The sequence below is a fragment of the Sporolactobacillus mangiferae genome, from assembly GCF_023336505.1.
GTDB classification, from domain to species: Bacteria; Bacillota; Bacilli; order Bacillales; family Sporolactobacillaceae; genus Sporolactobacillus; species Sporolactobacillus mangiferae.
The window spans coordinates 279,982-299,928 of record NZ_JAMAST010000002.1 but is presented as its reverse complement, the minus strand read 5'-3'; the positions used below and the strand labels follow the sequence as shown (position 1 = coordinate 299,928).

12 protein-coding genes and 1 pseudogene are annotated in these 19,947 nt (G+C 46.3%); 9 read left to right on the top strand and 4 right to left on the bottom strand.

Annotated features, from left to right (window positions below):
* Positions 1 to 472: 472 nt before the first annotated feature.
* Positions 473 to 1,096 carry a response regulator transcription factor gene (locus M3N64_RS03790; RefSeq protein WP_249098266.1) on the bottom strand — a complete coding sequence of 208 codons (624 nt, stop codon included), beginning with the start codon at positions 1,094 to 1,096 and terminating at the stop codon, positions 473 to 475.
* Positions 1,093 to 2,163, bottom strand: a complete 1,071-nt coding sequence (locus M3N64_RS03785) for a sensor histidine kinase (protein WP_249098262.1) — start codon at positions 2,161 to 2,163, stop codon at positions 1,093 to 1,095. Before M3N64_RS03785 ends, M3N64_RS03790 begins: the two co-directional genes overlap by 4 nt.
* 175 nt (positions 2,164 to 2,338) lie before the next feature.
* On the opposite strand from M3N64_RS03785, the gene M3N64_RS03780 reads away from it, so the two are divergent.
* The 5 genes and pseudogenes from M3N64_RS03780 (at position 2,339) to M3N64_RS03760 (ending at position 13,212) form a co-directional block, all read left to right on the top strand.
* On the top strand, positions 2,339 to 3,268 hold the full coding sequence (locus M3N64_RS03780) for an ABC transporter ATP-binding protein (protein ID WP_249098259.1): 930 nt from the start codon (positions 2,339 to 2,341) through the stop codon (positions 3,266 to 3,268).
* A gap of 13 nt (positions 3,269 to 3,281) precedes the next feature.
* Positions 3,282 to 4,424, top strand: coding sequence for an ABC transporter permease (locus M3N64_RS03775; protein ID WP_249098256.1), 1,143 nt, complete (start codon positions 3,282 to 3,284; stop codon positions 4,422 to 4,424).
* A complete protein-coding gene (locus M3N64_RS03770; RefSeq protein ID WP_249098254.1) occupies positions 4,411 to 5,580 on the top strand; it encodes an ABC transporter permease in 1,170 nt (389 codons plus the stop codon). The genes M3N64_RS03775 and M3N64_RS03770 overlap by 14 nt, the downstream gene beginning before the upstream one ends.
* A 190-nt stretch (positions 5,581 to 5,770) precedes the next feature.
* Positions 5,771 to 9,334, top strand: a pseudogene (gene nifJ, locus M3N64_RS03765) (pyruvate:ferredoxin (flavodoxin) oxidoreductase); the annotation flags it as partial.
* Between the two features lie 665 nt (positions 9,335 to 9,999).
* A complete protein-coding gene (locus M3N64_RS03760) occupies positions 10,000 to 13,212 on the top strand; it encodes an efflux RND transporter permease subunit (RefSeq protein ID WP_249098249.1) in 3,213 nt (1,070 codons plus the stop codon).
* A gap of 168 nt (positions 13,213 to 13,380) precedes the next feature.
* Here M3N64_RS03760 and M3N64_RS03755 read toward each other — a convergent pair whose 3' ends face one another.
* Positions 13,381 to 13,911 (bottom strand): hypothetical protein, encoded by a 531-nt coding sequence (locus tag M3N64_RS03755; protein ID WP_249098247.1) that lies wholly within the window; start codon positions 13,909 to 13,911, stop codon positions 13,381 to 13,383.
* A gap of 334 nt (positions 13,912 to 14,245) precedes the next feature.
* Here M3N64_RS03755 and M3N64_RS03750 point away from each other — a divergent pair, with 334 nt between their 5' ends.
* The 3 genes from M3N64_RS03750 to abc-f all read left to right on the top strand — a co-directional run bounded on the left by M3N64_RS03750 (position 14,246) and on the right by abc-f (position 17,255).
* Complete coding sequence (locus tag M3N64_RS03750) at positions 14,246 to 15,106, top strand: YitT family protein (RefSeq protein ID WP_249098244.1); 861 nt, start codon at positions 14,246 to 14,248, stop codon at positions 15,104 to 15,106.
* A gap of 162 nt (positions 15,107 to 15,268) precedes the next feature.
* Positions 15,269 to 15,415, top strand: coding sequence for an RAxF-45 family protein (locus tag M3N64_RS14170; protein ID WP_368389887.1), 147 nt, complete (start codon positions 15,269 to 15,271; stop codon positions 15,413 to 15,415).
* 235 nt (positions 15,416 to 15,650) lie between these two features.
* Complete coding sequence (gene abc-f / locus M3N64_RS03745) at positions 15,651 to 17,255, top strand: ribosomal protection-like ABC-F family protein (RefSeq protein ID WP_249098242.1); 1,605 nt, start codon at positions 15,651 to 15,653, stop codon at positions 17,253 to 17,255.
* Between the two features lie 34 nt (positions 17,256 to 17,289).
* Here abc-f and M3N64_RS03740 read toward each other — a convergent pair whose 3' ends face one another.
* The gene (locus M3N64_RS03740) at positions 17,290 to 17,889 is read right to left on the bottom strand and encodes a lysozyme family protein (RefSeq protein ID WP_249098239.1); all 600 of its coding nucleotides are present in this window, start codon (positions 17,887 to 17,889) and stop codon (positions 17,290 to 17,292) included.
* 198 nt (positions 17,890 to 18,087) lie between these two features.
* Between M3N64_RS03740 and asnB the strand changes: the two genes are divergently transcribed.
* The gene (gene asnB / locus M3N64_RS03735) at positions 18,088 to 19,938 is read left to right on the top strand and encodes an asparagine synthase (glutamine-hydrolyzing) (protein ID WP_249098236.1); all 1,851 of its coding nucleotides are present in this window, start codon (positions 18,088 to 18,090) and stop codon (positions 19,936 to 19,938) included.
* The last annotated feature ends 9 nt before the right edge of the window (positions 19,939 to 19,947 follow it).

The window sequence follows — 19,947 nt, the reverse complement described above, 5'->3', positions numbered from 1 at the left end:
CGGACCCGATCCTGATCTGCCCGCCCGCGGCAGGCGAGCAACTGAAGCCTCGATTCAGTATTGTAGAGACACGAACCCAGTTCGATTACAGCGTAAAAGGAACTTCCACTAATGTAAGGGAATTTTCAATAACTATAAGGAACTTTCGCTGGTTGAAAAGGAACTTCCACTAATGTAAGGAACTTTTTTAATAACTATAAGGAACTTTCGCTAAGGGCGCATACGTCCTGTATGCAACGCGAAAGCCATCACGTCCTGTGAAAGTACGTCCTGTATGCAACGCGAAAGCCATCACATCCTGTGGAAAGTCCTGTGCACAACGTGGAAGCCACTGCATCGTGCGGAAGTAAGGACCGGGCAATGCCCGGTTTTTCGTATAAAGAAAGTTTAAAATTCAGCAGATTATAGTATAAGTGCAACTACGGTCTTTGCCTTCGCCAGAAGCTTGGCAAAGCCAAGCTTTCTAATCTGCTTACTGATGCCTGTAATAGAAAATGGCAAGCTGAGTACGATCACGCAGCTCCAGTTTCTCAAGAATCGAACTGATATAATTACGCACCGTTCCCTCGCTGAGAAAGAGCTGTTGGGCAATTTCCCGATTCGACCGGCCGCTCGCAACCTGTTCAATAATCGTAATTTCACGTTTGCTGAGATCAAACGGTTCGTAATTCGGTTGTCCTGTCTGTTTGATTAACGCAGGAATTTTACTGACAATGGCATCACCGAAAACACGCTGTCCGCTGTATACGGCTTTTAAGGCAGGAACAATACTTTCAAAGTTCTGTTTTAAAATATATCCTTTTGCGCCAATTCTCAATGCCTCAATAATGTATTCATCATCAGAGAAGGTGGTCAGGAACAGGATTTTCGCCTGCGGATCCTCGGGAAGAAGTATGGACGCAGCTTCGAGGCCCGTCATTGCGTCCATGCGGATATCCATGAGCAGGAGATCCGGACGGAGCTTTCGATAGAGCACAAGCGCCTGCCGTCCGGATTCTCCGGTGCCTGCCACATGAATCAAAGGATCGGCTTCAAGGATAGTTTTTAATGAGGAAGAGACAAGCCGGTCATCATCGACAATAAGTACGCTGATCATTTATACCCCTCCTTAGGAACCGTGATGAAGAGTTCAAAACCATTTTTTATTTCGATATTTATATGTCCGTGAAAAGCCTCAGTTCGCTCTTTCATATTTTTGATTCCAATTCCGTGATCGAGATCTGGATTGCGGACATGACCGTTATCAGCAATGACCAGCTGATAAAAGGCCGGATGTTCGCGCAGGACAACTTTCGCAAGCGTAGCATCCGAATGCCGGGCAATATTGGACAGGGCTTCTTTGACAATTGAAATCAATGCGTAAGTTAATTTTCCCCGGGGTGCATGCTCAATGGAATAATCGAAGCTGACGGGGCAGAATGTGAATTTACGCACAAGATCTGTGAGCTGAGCATGAAGGTCAATAGAATCATCATGAAGGTCATGGACACTTGAACGAATACTGCCCATAGCTTCAGAAAGTGTATCTTTAAGTGCGGCGAGCGCGTCTCTGGTTTGCCCCCGATGATTGACGGTGACGAGCGCGCCGATCTGCAGCAGCGCACGTGAGAGCAGATGGCCGACATTGTCGTGAATTTCTCTGGCAATGCGGTTGCGCTCACCTAAAGTGGCCATCTTTATTTCCGCATCCTGCTGCATAAGCAGGTTCTGATTCTGTTGCTTCAATTGCAGCGCCATTTCTTTCGTTGTGTCTCTTAATTGATAGTACTTACGTTTTAAGTGCTCAAAAGTCAGTGTTCGATATTTCAGACAGGCGCTTAGCAGCAGCAGTGTACAAATCGAAACTTTGACCTGTACCTCGGCACTCGGCCAAAACAGCGACAGTGGGAGCAGACCGAGCAGGCTGACCGATTGTTTTTTAGAAAAAAACAATTCATAGCAGATAAGCGGCAAAAAGATGCACAACCACGGAAGAAACATCCCCAGAATAAGAAACAATCCGACCAGAAGCATGCGCATGCGCTCCTGCTCAAAGTAACTCAGCAGGGACGTGAAAATGATTGCCAGCAGTATGGGCACGACATGATTTGTAAATGATTCACCGGTGAGGTATACGGCTGAACAGCATACCAGCAAAATAAATTTATCAATCAGCAGACTCATAGCCAGCCCTCTCCGATTCAATGCATTGATGCTTTTATTTAACCATTTTTTTAACTTTTGGACAATCAGGGCTTTAAATAATGACAATTGTCATGTCAATCGATGATTGGCGGCACTGATGGTATCCTGCAACAGAAGATACAATGGGTACAGATGGAAAGGAGCTGGTCAATCAATGATCCACGTGAAAAATCTTGTGAAAAGGTACGGCGAGCTCGTCGCATTAGATCATCTTTCTCTGGATGTCCGTGAAGGCGAGATTTTTGGCCTGCTGGGTCCGAACGGATCGGGCAAGAGTACGGCGATCAATTGTATTTTATCATTACTAAGCTTCGATAAGGGAGAAGTTGAGATTTTTGGCAAAACAATGGCTCCCGACGCTTATGACCTTAAGCGCAAGATTGGTGTCGTCATGCAGAATGTGGCCGTTTTTGAGGAACTGACTGTTTATGAGAATATTGACTATTTTTGCGGCCTTTATATTCGAAACAGGGAGGAACGCAGACACCTTGTGGAAGAAGCCATTCATTTTGTTGAACTTGACGATTTCCGTAAATTCTATCCGAAAAAGCTGAGTGGCGGACTGCTGCGCCGCTTGAATATCGCCTGCGGTATTGCGCATAAGCCAAAGCTGATTTTCCTTGATGAACCGACGGTTGCCGTCGATCCGCAAAGTCGCAATAAAATTCTGGAAGGGATTGAACGGCTGAACGAGCAGGGAGTGACCATTGTCTATACTTCTCACTACATGGAGGAAGTTGAACAGATTTGTTCCCGAATTGTCATTATGGACAAGGGACGTGTGATCGCTTCGGGAACAAAGGAAGAACTGAAAGCGATGATTACGCTTGGAGAGAAGATCACTGTTGAAGTCTTTTCCATTAATGAGGAACAGCTGTCGCAACTACGCACGCTTCCCGGAATCGTTTCTGTCGAGCATATTGACAGACAGCTGTATATCAAATCCGGCAAAGGGTCCAATAATCTGGAGATCGTGCTAGATTTTCTAAAGAAGAGGCAGATCGGGTTCGGGCGCATCTATTCCGAACTGCCGACCCTTAACGATGTTTTTCTTGAGATTACCGGGAAGCAGCTTCGCGACTAAGGAGGATGATAGGATGTTTCGACATGTCTTTGTTTATCGATTCAAATACCTGATCCGTGACCGGGAGCTTGTTTTCTGGACGTTTGTCTTTCCTGTTATATTGGCTTCTTTCTTCTACATGGCCTTTTTTAATATCAATAAGGATGAAGCCTTCCATCCGATTAATGTAGCCGTTGTATACGGAGGCGAAGAGCAGTATGACGCGCCGTTTAAAGCTGTGATCGAGGATGCTTCAAAAGGAAAAGACAAGCTTTTCAATCTGAAAGATGCAACGAGTCAGTCGGATGCCGAGCAATGGTTGAAGAAAGGCAGAATAGCCGGTTATTTTACAAGTGGTGAAACGGTAAAACTGACTATTAAAGATTCAGAACTTGAACAAAGTATTATGAAAAGCTTTGCAGATCAATATCGCTCGAGCCGGCTGGCCGTACAGCGGATCGCGCAGGATCATCCTGATTCCTTGAAGGAAGAATTACTGAAAGATATTGGCAATCGGGGGAACTATGTTAAAGAAACTGCCGGAGGCAACTCGGAGCCGGACAGTATGCTGAATTACTTTTATGCATTGATTGCCATGGCCTGTTTTTATGGAAGCTTCTGGGGGATGAAAGAAGTCACGGACATACAGGCAGATATTTCGGATCGCGCGGCACGTGTCAATACCGCCCCTGTGCATAAGCTTCTCGCATTTATCGCGGGTAGCGCGGCTGCTCTGGTTATTCTTTTTACGGAAATGCTCCTTTTGCTGGCTTATCTTAACTTCGCTCTTCATATCAGTTTTGGTAACCGGGCAGGCCTGGTTATCTTAACGGCGCTGACCGGAAGCGTGCTCGGACTCTCATTCGGAGCACTGATCAGCGCGATTGTTAAAAAAGGCGCGGGCATGAAAGTTGCCATATTAACTGTTGCAACAATGATTGGTTCGTTTCTCTCAGGCATGATGTATATGGATATGAAATATCTGATTGCAAGATATGTTCCATTTCTTGCATGGCTTAATCCGGTCAATTTGCTCACGGATGCTTTCTATGCGCTTTATTACTATGATTCACTTAGCCATTATGTACGGACCATGGGCATGATGTGTATTTTCATCCTTCTCTTTTGCACAGGAACCTACTTGATTGTCAGGAGGCGTAAATATGCCGGTCTTTAATCTCTGTCTGAAAATCTTTCGCAGAAATTGGTTAGCGGTTTTTATTTATGTTGCCATTTTTGTTGCTATTTCTGTTACGATCGCAATAACCAGTGTGCATGATCAATCGAGTGGCAATGGTTTTACGCAGCAAAAGGCGAAAATAGCCTTCATTTCCGAAGAGAAGACGCCTTTAACGGAGGGCTTCCGGCAGGAACTGGCGAAGCATGCAGATTTTGTTTCGATTCCAGACAGTAAAGAACAGCTTCAGGATGCCTTGTTTTTCCGTCAGGTTACCTATGTCCTGCGTATTCCTAAAGGGTTTACGAAAAACATTCTGGATGGCGGAACGATGCAGATCGAGAAAACGATTGTGCCTGAATCGGTGGAAAATGCGTACATCGATATTGACGTGCAGCAATATTGGAATCTGGCGCGTCTTTATGTGAGGCATGATCCCGGGCTGACTCAGGAGCAGCTGACAGAGCGACTCAGACAGAACCTCGATGGTGATACACCGGTGCGCATGAATGTACATGAACATGCGAAGACGAAGGACAGTTTTTCCATGTATTATTTCAATTTTCTTTCCTACGCGCTGTCTGCCATCCTGATCATGGGTATCTCGACGGTGATGATCGTATTCAATAAACAGGATTTGCGGAGACGTATTTTCTGTTCGCCATCCAGTCCCCTGAAAGTGAATCTGCAAATCATTTTGGCGGATCTGCTGTTTGCTGCTGTTGCCTTGGTGGCGCTTGTCGGTTTTTGCTTTTTGCTGGATGCAAAAAGTTTTACAACGCCGAATATGCCGTATTTTCTGGTGAACGCTGTAGCATTCACTGCATGTATTACGAGTCTCAGTTTTCTTGTCGGCAATTTGCTCAATAATCTGAGTGCCATGTCGGGTGTCTGCAATATTCTCACTTTGGGTCCGAGTTTCATAAGTGGTGTTTTTGTACCACAGGAGTTTTTAAACGACACGGTATTGAAAATTGCAAGTTTTACACCAACCTACTGGTATGTCCAGGCAAATACAAAAATTGCGAAACTGACGGACTTTGATTGGCAAAACCTCAGACCGGTATTTACGAGTACTTTGATTTTACTTACTTTTACCGCTGCTTTTGCGGCACTGTCACTGGTTGTCGGCAAACGAAAACGATTAATGGAATAAATGCAGCCGCATTCAAATGCCGATTGTTAAAGTTGATTTACACGGCTTAAATTTATAAATTGTGCGATTTTTATCACAGCATTTCTGTTCATCCATGTTCTCACGGAGCTAGAATAAAAGAGGCAAGACATGGGAACGGCTGGCTGCTACATCAGAATCTGCCAGCCACTGGATGGAGAGGAATGAATCAATGATTAGAAAAAAAACAATGGATGGAAATACCGCGGCCGCCTATGTGTCCTATGCGTTCACCGAAATGGCGGCAATCTATCCGATTACGCCGAGCTCACCTATGGCCGAGCTGGTAGACGAATGGGCAGCTGAAGGACGGAACAATATCTTCGGGGGACCGGTTCGTGTTGTTGAGCTGCAATCTGAGGCGGGGGCGGCAGGTACGGTCCACGGGTCCTTAAAAACAGGTACCTTCACATCGACCTATACGTCATCGCAAGGTTTGCTGCTTATGATTCCCAATATGTATAAAATTGCAGGTGAACTGCTTCCGACTGTCTTTCATGTAGCGGCGCGTGCAGTCAGCTCGAATGCACTGTGTATTTTCGGTGATCATTCGGACGTTATGGCGGCACGCGGAACCGGTTTTGCAATGCTTGCGGAAGGAAGCGTTCAGGAGGTTATGGATCTTTCGATCGTTGCCCATCTTTCGACGATCGACGCTTCTATTCCTTTTGTGAATTTCTTTGACGGATTCCGGACCAGTCATGAAATTCAGAAAATCGATGTACCTGATTATGAAGATATAAAACACATGCTGAATAAAGATCGTGTTGCCGCATTTCGTGAGCGGGGCATGAGTCCCAATCATCCGACGGCAACCGGATCAAGCCAGGGACCGGAGCTGTTTTTCCAGCAGCGCGAAGCAGTCAATGGCTACTATGAAAAAGTTCCAGATATCGTCAGCCATTATATGAGTAAAATTAATAAGCTGCGGGGAACGAATTATGATCTCGTAAACTATTACGGAGCACCGGATGCCGAACGCGTCATTGTTGCCATGGGTTCGGTTACGTCAGTCATTGAGCAGGCTGTTGATTATCTTACAGAAAAAGGTGAGAAGGTTGGGCTGCTTTCGATTCATTTATACCGGCCGTTTCCGACAGACAAGCTGCTTGAGAAGATTCCGGTATCGGTGAAATCTATTGCCGTTCTCGATCGGACGAAAGAACCCGGATCATCGGGCGAGCCGCTGCTGCTCGATGTGCAGAGCGCTTTTTTTGACAGTGAGCGTCGTCCACGTGTTATTGGCGGACGCTATGGTCTCGGTTCAAAGGATGTGACACCTTCAGATATTCTGGCGGTATATGCGCATCTGGAAAGTAAACCGCTGAAGCAACGCTTCACGATCGGCATCGACGATGATGTGACCCATTTATCGCTGGAAAGTTTTCCAAGTCTGGATCTGACACCGGAAGGAACATTTCAGGCAAAATTCTGGGGATTTGGCTCGGACGGAACTGTAGGTGCGAATAAAGCATCAATTAAATTAATTGGTGATCATTCCGATCTCAACGTACAAGGTTACTTTTCGTACGACTCTAAAAAATCGGGCGGGTTGACGATTTCACATTTGCGGTTTGGCAGCAGGCCGGTAAAATCTGCCTATTTAGTGGCGCATGCTGATTTTATTGCCTGTCATGCCGCATCCTATGTGCGCACGTATGATTTATTAAAGGGATTGAAACCAGGCGGTACTTTTCTGCTCAATACGATCTGGAATGATCAGCAGCTTGAACGGCGGTTGCCTAATAATATGAAGGTCTATCTGGCGAAAAACAAAATCCGTTTTTATACGATCAATGCGATCGGGCTCGCCGGGAAAATCGGACTTGGCCGCAGAATCAATACCATTATGCAAACGGCATTTTTCAGGCTGACGAACATCATACCGTTTGATCAGGCTATCGAGTGGCTGAGACAGTCGGCAGTCGATACATACGGAAGGAAATCGATGGCTGTTGCCGAGTTGAATGTTGCTGCGATCAATCAGACGGTTCATTTGCTTCATGAAGTCACGGTACCGGATTATTGGGAATCCGCCGCCGATGCGAAGAGCTCTGTTCCGGTATCCTCGATACCGCGGGACGCTCATTTTGTGCTTAACATTTTAAAACCGATGAATCGTCAGGAAGGCGACTCGATTAAGATCAGCACACTGATCAGAGAAAATATGGCAGATGGGAGTCTTCCACTTGGTACAAGTGTTTATGAGAAACGGAACGTCGCACTTCAAGTACCGGAATGGAACGCGGAGACGTGCATTCTTTGCAATCAGTGCGCGTTTGTCTGCCCTCATGCAGCGATTCGCCCTTTTTTGGCAGACGCGGAGGAAATGGAACGGGCCCCAGAAGGGTTTATTACTCGCACCATGCGCGGGGCAGACGGTCTGAGGTACCGGATTCAGGTTTCGGTTGCAGACTGTACCGGTTGCGGATTATGCGTTGAGGCCTGCCCGAAGGCTGGCGAAGCGCTTCGAATGAAACCAGCGGAAGCACAGCAGGAACAGTCGGTGAATTGGGCGTTTGCCATGACTCTGAAGGCAAAAACGAACCCGGTAAAAAAGGCGACGATTCAAGGGTCGCAGTTTGAAAAACCGCTGCTTGAGTTTTCCGGGGCATGCTCTGGCTGCGGGGAGACGCCTTATGTCAAGCTGCTGACTCAGTTGTTCGGTGATCGAATGATGATCGCCAATGCAACCGGCTGTTCGTCCATCTGGGGCGCGTCAAGTCCTGTTGTTCCCTACACGACAGATGAGAAGGGGCATGGTCCCGCATGGTCCAATTCGCTCTTTGAAGATAATGCTGAATTTGGGCTCGGTATGAAGCTTGCGCGTGATACAAGACGCAAACGTCTTGCCGCGCAGATAGAGAAGGCGCTCACACTTGATCTTGGCGATCCGCTCAAGCACGCGATGAGTGAATGGTTTGAGCATATGAATGAAGGCGAAAATACACGACAGCGAGCCGAAACGCTTGAGGAGCTGTTACTGAAGGAAAAGAACAGCGATCCGCTTCTGGAAGTGATTTATCAGCAGCGGGATCTCTTTATAAAAACAAGCCAATGGATCATCGGCGGGGATGGCTGGGCGTATGATATCGATTTCGGCGGGCTTGACCATGTGCTTGCCAGCGGTGAGGATGTCAATATTCTCGTTACCGACAATGAAGTGTATGCTAATACCGGGGGCCAGTCTTCAAAAGGGACGCCGGCCGCCGCCGTTGCTCAGTTTGCTGCTTCCGGAAAGCGAACGGCGAAAAAGGATTTGGGCATGATGGCGATCAATTACGGAAATGTCTATGTTGCTCAAATCGCATCCGGAGCAAACAAGATGCAGACGATTAAGGCACTTATTGAAGCTGAACGCTATCCGGGTCCTTCTCTTGTGATTGCTTACACTCCGTGCATTTCTCATGGCTTGCGCGGTGGATTGGGCCATGCGCTGCGGGAGGCTGATGAAGCGGTCAAATCAGGCTATTGGTCTCTGTATCGCTATGACCCCGAACGGTCGGAAAAAGGCGCGGCACCGATGCAGCTTGATTTCAGGCGCCCGCATTTTGACCATATTCCGGCATTCATGATGACTCAGACCCGTTTTTCGGCACTCAGGAGAATAAATCCGCAAATTGCAGAACAGCTGTTTAATAAAACAAAGCAGGATGCGAAAACTCGTTTTTTCAGATATGCACGTTTAACCGATCAGGAAGAAAAAATCAAAGCGGGTATTGAAACGTTAAAAGCATAGTGGTCTGTGCTTAAAGATTTGTAAGAAGCCAGTCATAAAAGTTTGCCCCATTACGGGTCTGGCTTTCTAATGCAGGCAATGCGCACATTTTCAAAAAGGTGCGCGGAAGGTTAATGATCTACTGTCTGCAGCGATTCTAACAAACAGGGGTGTCTCACAGAAATTTTTTGACTCTGAGGCACCCCTTTTTTGTATAGAAAATTTTATACATTTAAGTAAGCCTGTAGCCGGTATTAGTGCCACGCTGCCGCCAGATCTGCTTTTCAGCAAGCTGGTGCGCCCGTGGTCGGCTCTGTTGATGCGAGCAGCCGCAGCGACGATGCACATCAAAAGATATAAATCAATATTTCATGGTTGAAAGTACAGGCATTTATGCTGACTATAAAGAAACTTTCGCTAAGTACGCATACGTCCTGTGAAAGTACGTCCTGCACGCAACGCGAAAATGAGGGTCGGGCAAATGCTCGACTTTTCTACTTAGCTGAAATTTTTTTGCTGCTTTCTTCTTGTTCATGCCCTGTTCATTTTAAACAGTTAAGCTTGTCAGGATGAATAAGCCCCAGGTCCTATGGATGGTACGGCTTAAGCACGTTGGCAATCCTTGGCGCGTGTATTTTAATTAATAGTGCAAGCGATACAAAGTAAAAAATGGAGTTGATCTGGTGCGAAAAATAATTTCTTTTTCAATGAAGAATAAGTTGGCGGTTTGGCTGCTGACACTCGTTGTTATTATCGGCGGCATTTATGCTGGCGCTAATATGAAAATGGAGACAATGCCGAATTTCACGATTCCGGTGGTAAGCGTATCAACGTTCTACCAGGGCGCAGCGCCGGATGAGATTGATAACAGCATCACGCAGCCGATTGAGCAGAAACTCCAGGCGCTTCCGGGCGTGCAGAATGTAAGCTCGACGTCATCAACGGGTATGTCGTCGATTGTTGTGGAATATGATTACAGTCAGAATATGGATAAAGCGGTTAGTGACATTAAAGAAGCCGTCGATCAGATCACTTTACCGGATCAGGCAGAGAAACCGAATGTTGCACGTATCAGTATGAACGAGATGCCTGTATATAGCGTCAGTGTCTCTGGAAAAGAACTGTCGCTTAACAAACTCAGCGACAGGGTGAAAAAAGATCTGCTTCCCGAAGTACAGGGAATTGACGGGGTTTCATCAGTGACGCTGACCGGTCAGGAAGTTGAAAAGGTTCAGATTTCCTTCAAATCGGCACAATTGAAAAAATACGGATTGGATCAGGATGCGGTTGTTAACCTGATTAAAGGAGATAACGTATCGGCACCGCTTGGACTCTACACCATAGATAAAAGCCAGAAGTCCGTAGTGGTCAGCGGAAATATTCACTCCGTTTCTGATTTGCGAAAGATTCGGATTCCCTATATGCCGCAAGCGGCACAGGGCGGAGCACAGGCGTCGATGTCTCAGCAGAACACTCAACAAGCCTCCAATGCCGGTATTAACTCAACTGCGGGTCAAAAAAGCACGGCATCCGGAGCAGAAGGCGCTCAGACCAGATCTGTGACATTGCCAACTGTTCAGCTTTCAGATGTGGCTGATGTGGCACTCCAGAAGGATGCCGAATCCATATCGAGAACCAACGGAGAACAGTCCATTGGTCTTTCGATTACCAAGGGACAGGATGCTAACACGGTCGATGTAGTCAATGCTGTTAAGAAAAAAGTTGCTTCTTTCGAGAAATCCTACCCGAACATTCATACGGAATCCATGATGGATCAAGGAGAACCGATTCAGCAATCTGTAAAGACAATGGTTGAAAAAGCGATATTTGGCGCCTTATTTGCCATGCTGGTTATTCTGCTTTTCTTAAGAAATATCCGAACCACGCTTATTTCGGTTGTCTCGATTCCGCTCTCGCTGCTCATCGCACTCATTGTTTTGAAACAAATGAACATCACGTTAAATATTATGACGCTCGGTGCGATGACCATAGCGATCGGGCGCGTTGTTGATGATTCAATTGTGGTTATTGAAAATATTTACCGACGCATGTCCCTCAGCACAGAGAAATTGTCCGGCAGTGAGTTGATCAGAGAGGCAACCCATGAGATGTTTATTCCGATCATGTCTTCTACGATTGTAACGATTGCCGTATTCCTGCCGATGGCGCTTGTAACTGGAATTGTCGGACAGATTTTTCTTCCGTTTGCTTTGACCATTGTCTTTTCGCTGCTTGCTTCACTGCTTGTCGCGATTACTATCGTTCCAATGCTCTCAAGCAGTCTGTTTAAAAACGGATTAAAAAAGAGGACACACAGTGAGGAAAAACCAGGGAAAATTGCTTCATGGTATCGCAGAGTCCTGAATGGCGCGTTAAATCATAAATTGATCGTTTTCGGTTCCGCGATTCTGATCTTTGCTGCCAGTCTGTTTCTCATACCGCATATTGGGGCCAGTTTTATGCCGGACGATCAGGAAAAGCAGTTAATTATCACTTATAATCCTGATCCTGGTCAGACGGTGGACGATACAAAAAAAGCCGCAGCACAGGCAGAGCGCTATTTAGAATCTGACAAGAACATGGAAAAAATGCAATACTCCATCGGTGGATCAAGTTCCACAGCAATGTTCCAATCCGCGGATAATCAGGCACTGTTCTTCGTTACCTATAAGACCAGTACCCCTGACTTTGACAAGCTTCAGGAGAAAGTGCTTAAAGAGCTTAATCAACGTGCAGACCAAGGGCAGTTCAAATTCCAGGACTTTGGCTCCGGGTCAAGTTCCAGCACACTGACGCTGTATGTTTACGGTGATTCAATGAATCAATTACGTTCTGTCTCAAACAAGATTCTGAATCAGGTAAAAGAGGATAAGCATTTCGCAGAAGCGGATTCGAGCCTCTCAAAATCGTACAATCAATATACAATCACAGCGAATCAGGAGAAGTTAGGCCAGCATGGTATTGCGGCGGGGCAAATTGCTCAGACGCTTATGGCATCAAGCAGCATGGCAAACAACCAGGCATTGACGACGATTAAACGTGACGGCGATGATCTGGACGTGTACCTGAAGTCCGCAGGCGATACGAACCTGAAATCCGTAAATGATCTGACCGATGAACAGGTGACCTCTTCAACAGGTGAAAAAGTCAAAATCGGCAACTTGGCAAAAGTTGAAAAAGGAACTTCACCACAATCGGTGACGAAGCGGGACGGCAAGCTTTATGCGGAAATTTCAGCTAAAGTTACAGCAAAGAATGTATCCGGCGCGACCACGGATCTTCAGAAAAAAATTGACAAACTGGATTTACCGGATGGCGCCAGCGTATCATTTTCCGGTGTGACTGAACAAATGAATGATTCATTCAGCCAGCTTGGCATGGCTATGCTTGCCGCAGTGCTGATCGTCTACTTTGTCCTGGTTGTAACCTTTGGCGGAGGACTTGCCCCGTTCGCAATTCTGTTCTCACTGCCGTTTGCAATTATTGGCAGCCTTGTCGCCCTCCTCATTAGCGGTGAAACAATCAGCATTTCTTCGATGATCGGTGCGTTGATGCTGATCGGCATCGTCATTACCAATGCCGTAGTTCTGATTGATCGCGTGATCCACAAAGAAAACAGCGGTCTGAGCACGAGAGAAGCACTGCTTGAAGCTGCGGGAACGCGAATCCGTCCGATCCTGATGACGGCTATTGCAACGATTTGTGCACTGATTCCGCTTGCGGCCGGAATGGAGGGCAGCGGCGGACTCATCTCCAAAGGACTTGCCGTTACTGTGATCGGCGGAATCACCAGCTCGACGATTCTGACTTTGCTGATTGTACCAATTGTTTATGAATCATTAATGAAATTAAAGAACAGAATAGGGCGAAGAAAAAACAGACTTTCAGAATCATGATAGAATGCTAAAAACTGCTCCGGATCAAATCCGGGGCAGTTTTTTTAGCAATAAGAAAGTTTAAAATTCAGCGGATTATAATATAAGTGCGGTGGCTTTGCCTTCACCAGAGGCCTGGCAAAGCCAAGTTTTCTAAACTTGATTTAAGCAAAATTTGAGACGCTTTATTTAACCCTTCGCTTTATTCAGTTTTTCAGTTAAATGTGTGTTCGATTTCTGAATGTGGTGGTCGATCTGTTTCAATGCCTTGATTATAGTCTGGCGATCATTATGTTTTACTGCTTCCTGTAAATTTGCAATCGCCAGATGCCGCTTGCTCCGCAAATGGCTGCGGAATAAGTATCTGATTTTTTCATGTGCTTCTCTTGCTGACAGTTTACCCTGTGCCTGTTCTTTTTTGATCGCGTCAATTTTTCTGCAGACTTCCTGCCGTTTTTTGTGACATTTTTGATGTGTTTGTTTAAAATCAGGAGTCTGCTTCCATTGGGTCATAAGCTGATGATGCTTGTCCATGTCATTTTTAACCTGAGTAGCCAGTTCAGCAGGGGCATACTGTTCGGCAACATGAACCAGCCATTGATGGTGCGTTTCGTGTCCTGGAACGCCATCCGGATTCCAGTTTCCTGCCGCATAGATGCTTTGAGGTGCCATCCATGCCATCATTAAAAACAGTACAACCGAGAAACGAAAGTATTTCACAGAAAAACCTCCATATTCTTTTTTTACCGCTGTTAAGCGCACTCTTCACAAATGAAGCAATTTATGCGCTGACAACATAACTTCCGCACGATGCGATGGCTTCCACGTTGTACACAGGACGTACTTTCACAGGACGTGCACGCCTTTAGTGGAAGTTCCTTATCTTTCTCTTAATGACTAGTGTGCGCAGAAATCATTAAATGAATTCATCATAATGATTGAGTGATGGCATGCGATATGTTAATTTGTTAATAATATATGGTGAACGGGCGGGTGAATCCTTAATTGCTTTAAGCCGGGCCGGTGAAAACACTGCGTTGAAAGGAACTTCTGTATGAAAAGCCAATCGATCCAACAAGTGTTGAAGATAAGCATCATTGTTATTATCGGGGCACTGCTGAATGCTGCCGCACTGAACCTGTTTCTCATTCCGGCAAAAGTGCTGGCAGGCGGTGTTACGGGTATTGCGCAATTGATTTCCGCACTCCTTGAGCCGACCTCTTTTCACATTAGTACAGGTATTCTGCTCCTGCTTTTGAATATTCCGGTTGTTTATGCCGGCTGGATCAAAGTCGGACGTCGATTTACTTTTTACAGTACGGCCAGCGTTGCCCTGACCACACTTTTCATGGAGCTGATTCCGCTGCATCCGCTGACCGATGACATTTTGCTTAATGCGGTTTTTGGTGGTGTTGTGCAGGCGATCGGGTCAGGACTTACCCTTAAATTCGGTGCGTCCGGCGGTGGAATGGACATTATTGCCATGATCCTGACTCGCGTGAAAGATCGTCCGATCGGCTTTTATATGTTCGCGCTTAACGGAGTGATTATTCTTTCTGCCGGTTTTCTGTTTGGCTGGCGCCGCGCTCTTTACACACTGTTGCAGCTTTACGTCAGCATTCGTGTGGTCGATGCGATCCATACGAGTTATGTAAAACTGACCGCGTGGGTGGTGACTGATAAGGCGAATGAACTGCAGCAGGTGATTGCCAGACAAATGTACCGGGGCCTTACCAGAATATCGGCAAAAGGAGGTTACACGAACAAGGATAAGGATGTGCTGATGATTGTGTTCACGCGGTATGAGCTTTATCAATTGAAACAAATCATAAAAGCAGTGGATCCGCATGCGTTTACCAATATCGTTGAAACAACGGACGTTTTTGGATTATTTATGAGAAAAAAAGAACAGTAGTGATTGTAGATAAGGATTAAATCTGATAAAATGTATTTGAATTTGGCTTTGTTTTTCAGCAGATCGGTGCGTCTTTCAGCAAATGGAAAGACGTGAAAAATCAGCACTTTTTGAGTGAGTCCCACCGTTCCCCTTTAACATAGCCTTAAGGAGGTGAGTTCGATGTCCATGTTTACGAAATGTCGCGCGCAATTAGAGTCGTTTCTCTATACTGTCCGTGCGATTTTTGCTGTATTTTTCTTCAAGGGATCAGTCTGCCCTTTTTTAGAAAACAGCATAGATTTTGTAAACGGACACCGACTCACGTAACGGAATGGGTTTTCTTTCGGCCTTAATTTGAACAGAAATCAATCCGAACCACAGTGCACAGTGCCTGTGGTTTTTTTGCGCATAAGAAACGAGAAAGATGTGGCATGGAGACAACGTGCAGAAGGAGCATGCGTCCGAATGCAAGTACATCATGAGTACAATGCGGAAGCTTCGTTCTGGAGAAGGGCATGCAAAGTTGGTGCGCTCATTGCATAGATAAAAAGGAGTGAAAACGATGATGATCTGTCAGGCAGACCATGTACGTAAAAATATTGCAGGAAATGAAGTTTTGCATGATATCAGTTTTTCTATTCTGGAACATGAAAAGGTAGCCCTGGTTGGTCCGAATGGAAGTGGAAAGACAACGCTGTTTCAATTAATTGCTCAAGCGGATTCACTGGACAACGGCGTAATCGCTATAAAAAAAGGAACCTCGATTGGCTACTTGCGCCAACTGCCTGAAGGAAGCGGACGCTTGGCACGTGAGGTGCTGATGGATGCATTTTCCGAAAGCACGGCCATTGGGAAAAAAATGAGTCTGCTTGAAAAAGCAATGGCTGACGCTGGAGAGCAGCAGCTTGGCCGGCTGCTCGCTGAATATGCAAGGCTGCAAGATCAATTTCAGAAATCGGGCGGCTATGACATGGATTACAAAATGAATCAAGTAGCCAGAGGACTCTGGATTACTGATTTGCTGGAGCGCCCGTTCGATTCGCTGAGTGGTGGTGAGAGGACCAAAATCGGTCTGGCGCAGCAGCTTCTGATTGAGCCGGATCTGCTGCTGCTCGATGAGCCGACCAATCATCTTGATATTCCAGCGCTTGAATGGCTGGAACAATTTATCAATCAATACAGAGGCACGATTCTGCTGGTCTCTCATGATCGCTTTTTTCTCGACCGCACAGTCAGTAAGGTTCTCGAAATCGATGAAGGTGACATGAACATCTATCATGGTAATTACTCTTACTATGTTCATGAGAAGCAGGAACGGCTGCTGCAGGAATTTGCCGCTTATGAGGATCAGCAGAAGAAAATAAAAAAAATGAAGGAAGCGATCAAGCGGCTGAAAGAATGGGCGAATCAGGCAAAACCGCCGAATGCGGCAATGCACCGCAGAGCGAAAAGCATGGAGAAGGCATTGGCGCGCATCGAACGATTGAAGCGTCCGAAATTGGAAACGGATAAAATGGGACTCAGTTTTGCAGCGAGCACCCGTACCGGGACCCAGGTATTAAGCTGCAAAGATCTTTCCGTCGCCTTTAACGGTCGAATACTGTTCGAACATGTGCATCTGGCTGTACGCTACAAGGATCGGGTTGCCATTGCCGGGCCTAATGGGGCGGGTAAGACCACCTTTCTCAATACGGTGCTTGGCAAGCGAATGCCGACCAGCGGCGAAGTACGGCGTGGGACCAATTTAAACATCGGATTATTGTCGCAGCATGTGTTTGAACAAACAGGAGAAAGAGAACGCCGAGTCATCGATGTATTTCGGGAACACGCACGGCTTACAGAGGACGAGGCAAGGCGTGAACTTGCAAAATTCATGTTTTACGGCGCGGACGTATTTCGCAAAATCAGTTCACTGAGTGGCGGCGAGCGCGTGCGTGTTCGGTTGGCTGACTTGATGATGAAGAAGATTAACGTGCTTGTTCTTGACGAACCGACCAATCATCTCGATATTGAATCACGAGAGGTGCTTGAGGAAGCGATCAGCCGCTTTTCAGGAACGGTTATTGCGGTCAGTCATGATCGTTACTTTATCGCCAAATGTTTCAATCAAATCTATTGGCTGCAGAATGGTCGATTGAAGCGAATCGATCATTTCTCGGTTGATTAATCATAACGCTCCCGAACATTTTTTCGGGAGCGTTTTATTCGCTGTTGCGTTTGGCGAGTTCGCGTTTCTGTTTCTCATTGGTGTAGTAGCGCATCACATGTTCCACATATTTCGGATCACCATAGCTGCTCCAGTGAAGTTCTTTTGCTTTTTCTTTTGAAAATTGTCTGGCCAGTTCAGGTGTATATTTGCCACCATGACTTTTGACATAATCAACGAATCCAAGACCGAAGTTATAGCTTTGCAAGGCAAGCGGCACGTCACCATTCGCTCGGACCAGTGCTTTTTTGAAATAGCGTGTACCCGCCTGGATGCTTTTTTTCGGTGATTGAATCGTATTCCTCGATAATCCAAGACTTTCGGATGCCTGCATGACATCAATGGCTTTTCCTTTTGACTCCTGCATGGTGATCGCCATAATCAGATCTGTGTACTGACCGATGCCATTCACTTTTGCCGTCTCGGCAATGATCGGGCGATAATTTTCAACCTCCGGACTGATCACGCGCTGATCATTCAGCAGCGGCACATGATCGGCCTGCGGACTGTACATTGTGGAGAGAATATAGAGAATAACAAAAGATACGCCGATGAGCAATGAGGAAGAAATAATTAATTTGATAATTTTGGTCATTGGTCATCTCTCTGCCTTTTAATCTGCGTTATTTATATTTTTCAAAGAGGGAAGGTGTTTTCCGTCCGTCTGATGTGAATTGGTATTTTTTTCGTCCGCTGCGATGAATCTTCAGGTTGCCTGCTCACGTGTTTTGCGCTTTTGCATACGATGTGAAGAGGCTAATGCCTAAGACGGGAAGAAAGGATGACAGGATTCATGTGCGGAATCACAGGCTGGATTGATTGGCACCAGGACTTGCGTGGCCAGGAAAAGACAATCAATCGTATGGCGCGAACGATGGATCATCGCGGTCCGGATGATTTAAATACATGGTTGTCGGAAAGGGCGGCGCTTGGTCACGCGCGGCTGATTGTTGTCGATCCGGAAGGTGGCCGTCAGCCAATGGAAAAGACGGTCAATCATGATGACTACGTATTGGTGTATAACGGTGAATTATATAATACAGAAGAAATTCGTTCGGATCTACTGAAAAAAGGCTATACTTTTCGGGGTCATTCGGACACGGAGGTGCTTCTGACAGCCTACATTGAATGGCGGGAAAGCTGCGTGGATCATTTTAACGGAATTTATGCGTTTGCCATTTGGGATGCTGCACGCCAAGTCTTATTTGGCGCACGGGATCGGCTGGGGGTCAAGCCCTTTTTCTACTGTGAGTCCAATGGCAGGTTGTTGTTTGGTTCTGAATTGAAAGCGATTCTGGCGCATCCGGATGTTCGGCCGGAAATTGATCGTGAAGGGCTTTGCGAAGTTTTTGGGCTTGGGCCTTCCCGAACTCCCGGGCATGGCGTGTACTGTGGAATTCATGATCTCCGTCCGGCGCATGCGTTTACCTATTCAAAGGATGGACTGAAAATATGGCGTTATTGGAATGTAGAGAGCCATGTTCATACCGACAGTCTGGAAGAGACCGTCAGCCATTTGCGTGAGCTCGTAATCGATGCGGTTAAACGCCAGCTTTATGCTGATGTGCCAGTAGCAACCTTCCTGTCCGGCGGGCTCGATTCGAGCGGTATTTCGGCGATTGCGGCTGAATATTTTAAAGAACAGAAACGGCCACCGCTGTACACTTTTTCGATTGATTACGTGGGTAACGACAAATATTTTCATACGAGTAAATTCCAGCCGAACAGTGACGCGCCTTTTATCGAGGAAGTGTCCAAATATCTTGGCACCGTGCATCATAATCTCATTATTGATAATGAGCATCTCGTTTCCTATTTGAAAAATGCGATTGTGGTGCGTGATATGCCTGGTTATGCCGATGTTGATTCATCACTTCTGTGGCTGTGCGAAGGGATTCGCAAAGAATTCACGGTTGCCCTTTCCGGTGAGTGCGCCGATGAGATTTTCGGCGGTTACCCGTGGTTCCACAGTCCTGAAACCTCGGCAAAGGAAGGTTTTCCATGGATGCGCTCAATTGACGCACGTCAGGGCCTCTTGAATGAGAAGTGGGGTGCCCGGCTGAGTCTGAAGGATTACGAATTGCAGCGTTTTAATGAAACTATCGCTGAAACACCTAAGCTCGAGGGTGAATCGGCGATCGATGCAAAACGGCGCGAACTGTTCTATTTGAATATGAACTGGTTTATGACCGCGCTGCTTGATCGTAAGGATCGAATGAGCATGGGCGCAAGCCTTGAAGTGCGCGTTCCCTTTGCCGATCATCGAATTGTTCAATATATGTGGAATGTCCCCTGGGCCATGAAAATGCTGGACGGTTATGAGAAAGGCATTCTTCGTGCGGCGCTAAAAAGTTACTTGCCTGACGACGTACTTTACCGCAAAAAGAGTCCCTATCCGAAAACTTATCATCCGCAGTATACTTTGGCCGTATCTCAATGGCTGCAGAAAGTTATCGATACACCAAGTTCACCTTTGCTTGAATTGGTTGACAGGAAAAAGTTACAGGCATTGATCGACACCAAAGGTAATTCATTTAAAGCTCCATGGTTCGGTCAGCTGATGTCCGGCCCTCAGCTGATTGCGCATATGGCACAAATGAATGAATGGCTGAAAACCTATCATGTCAATATTATTGATCGATGAAACAGACAA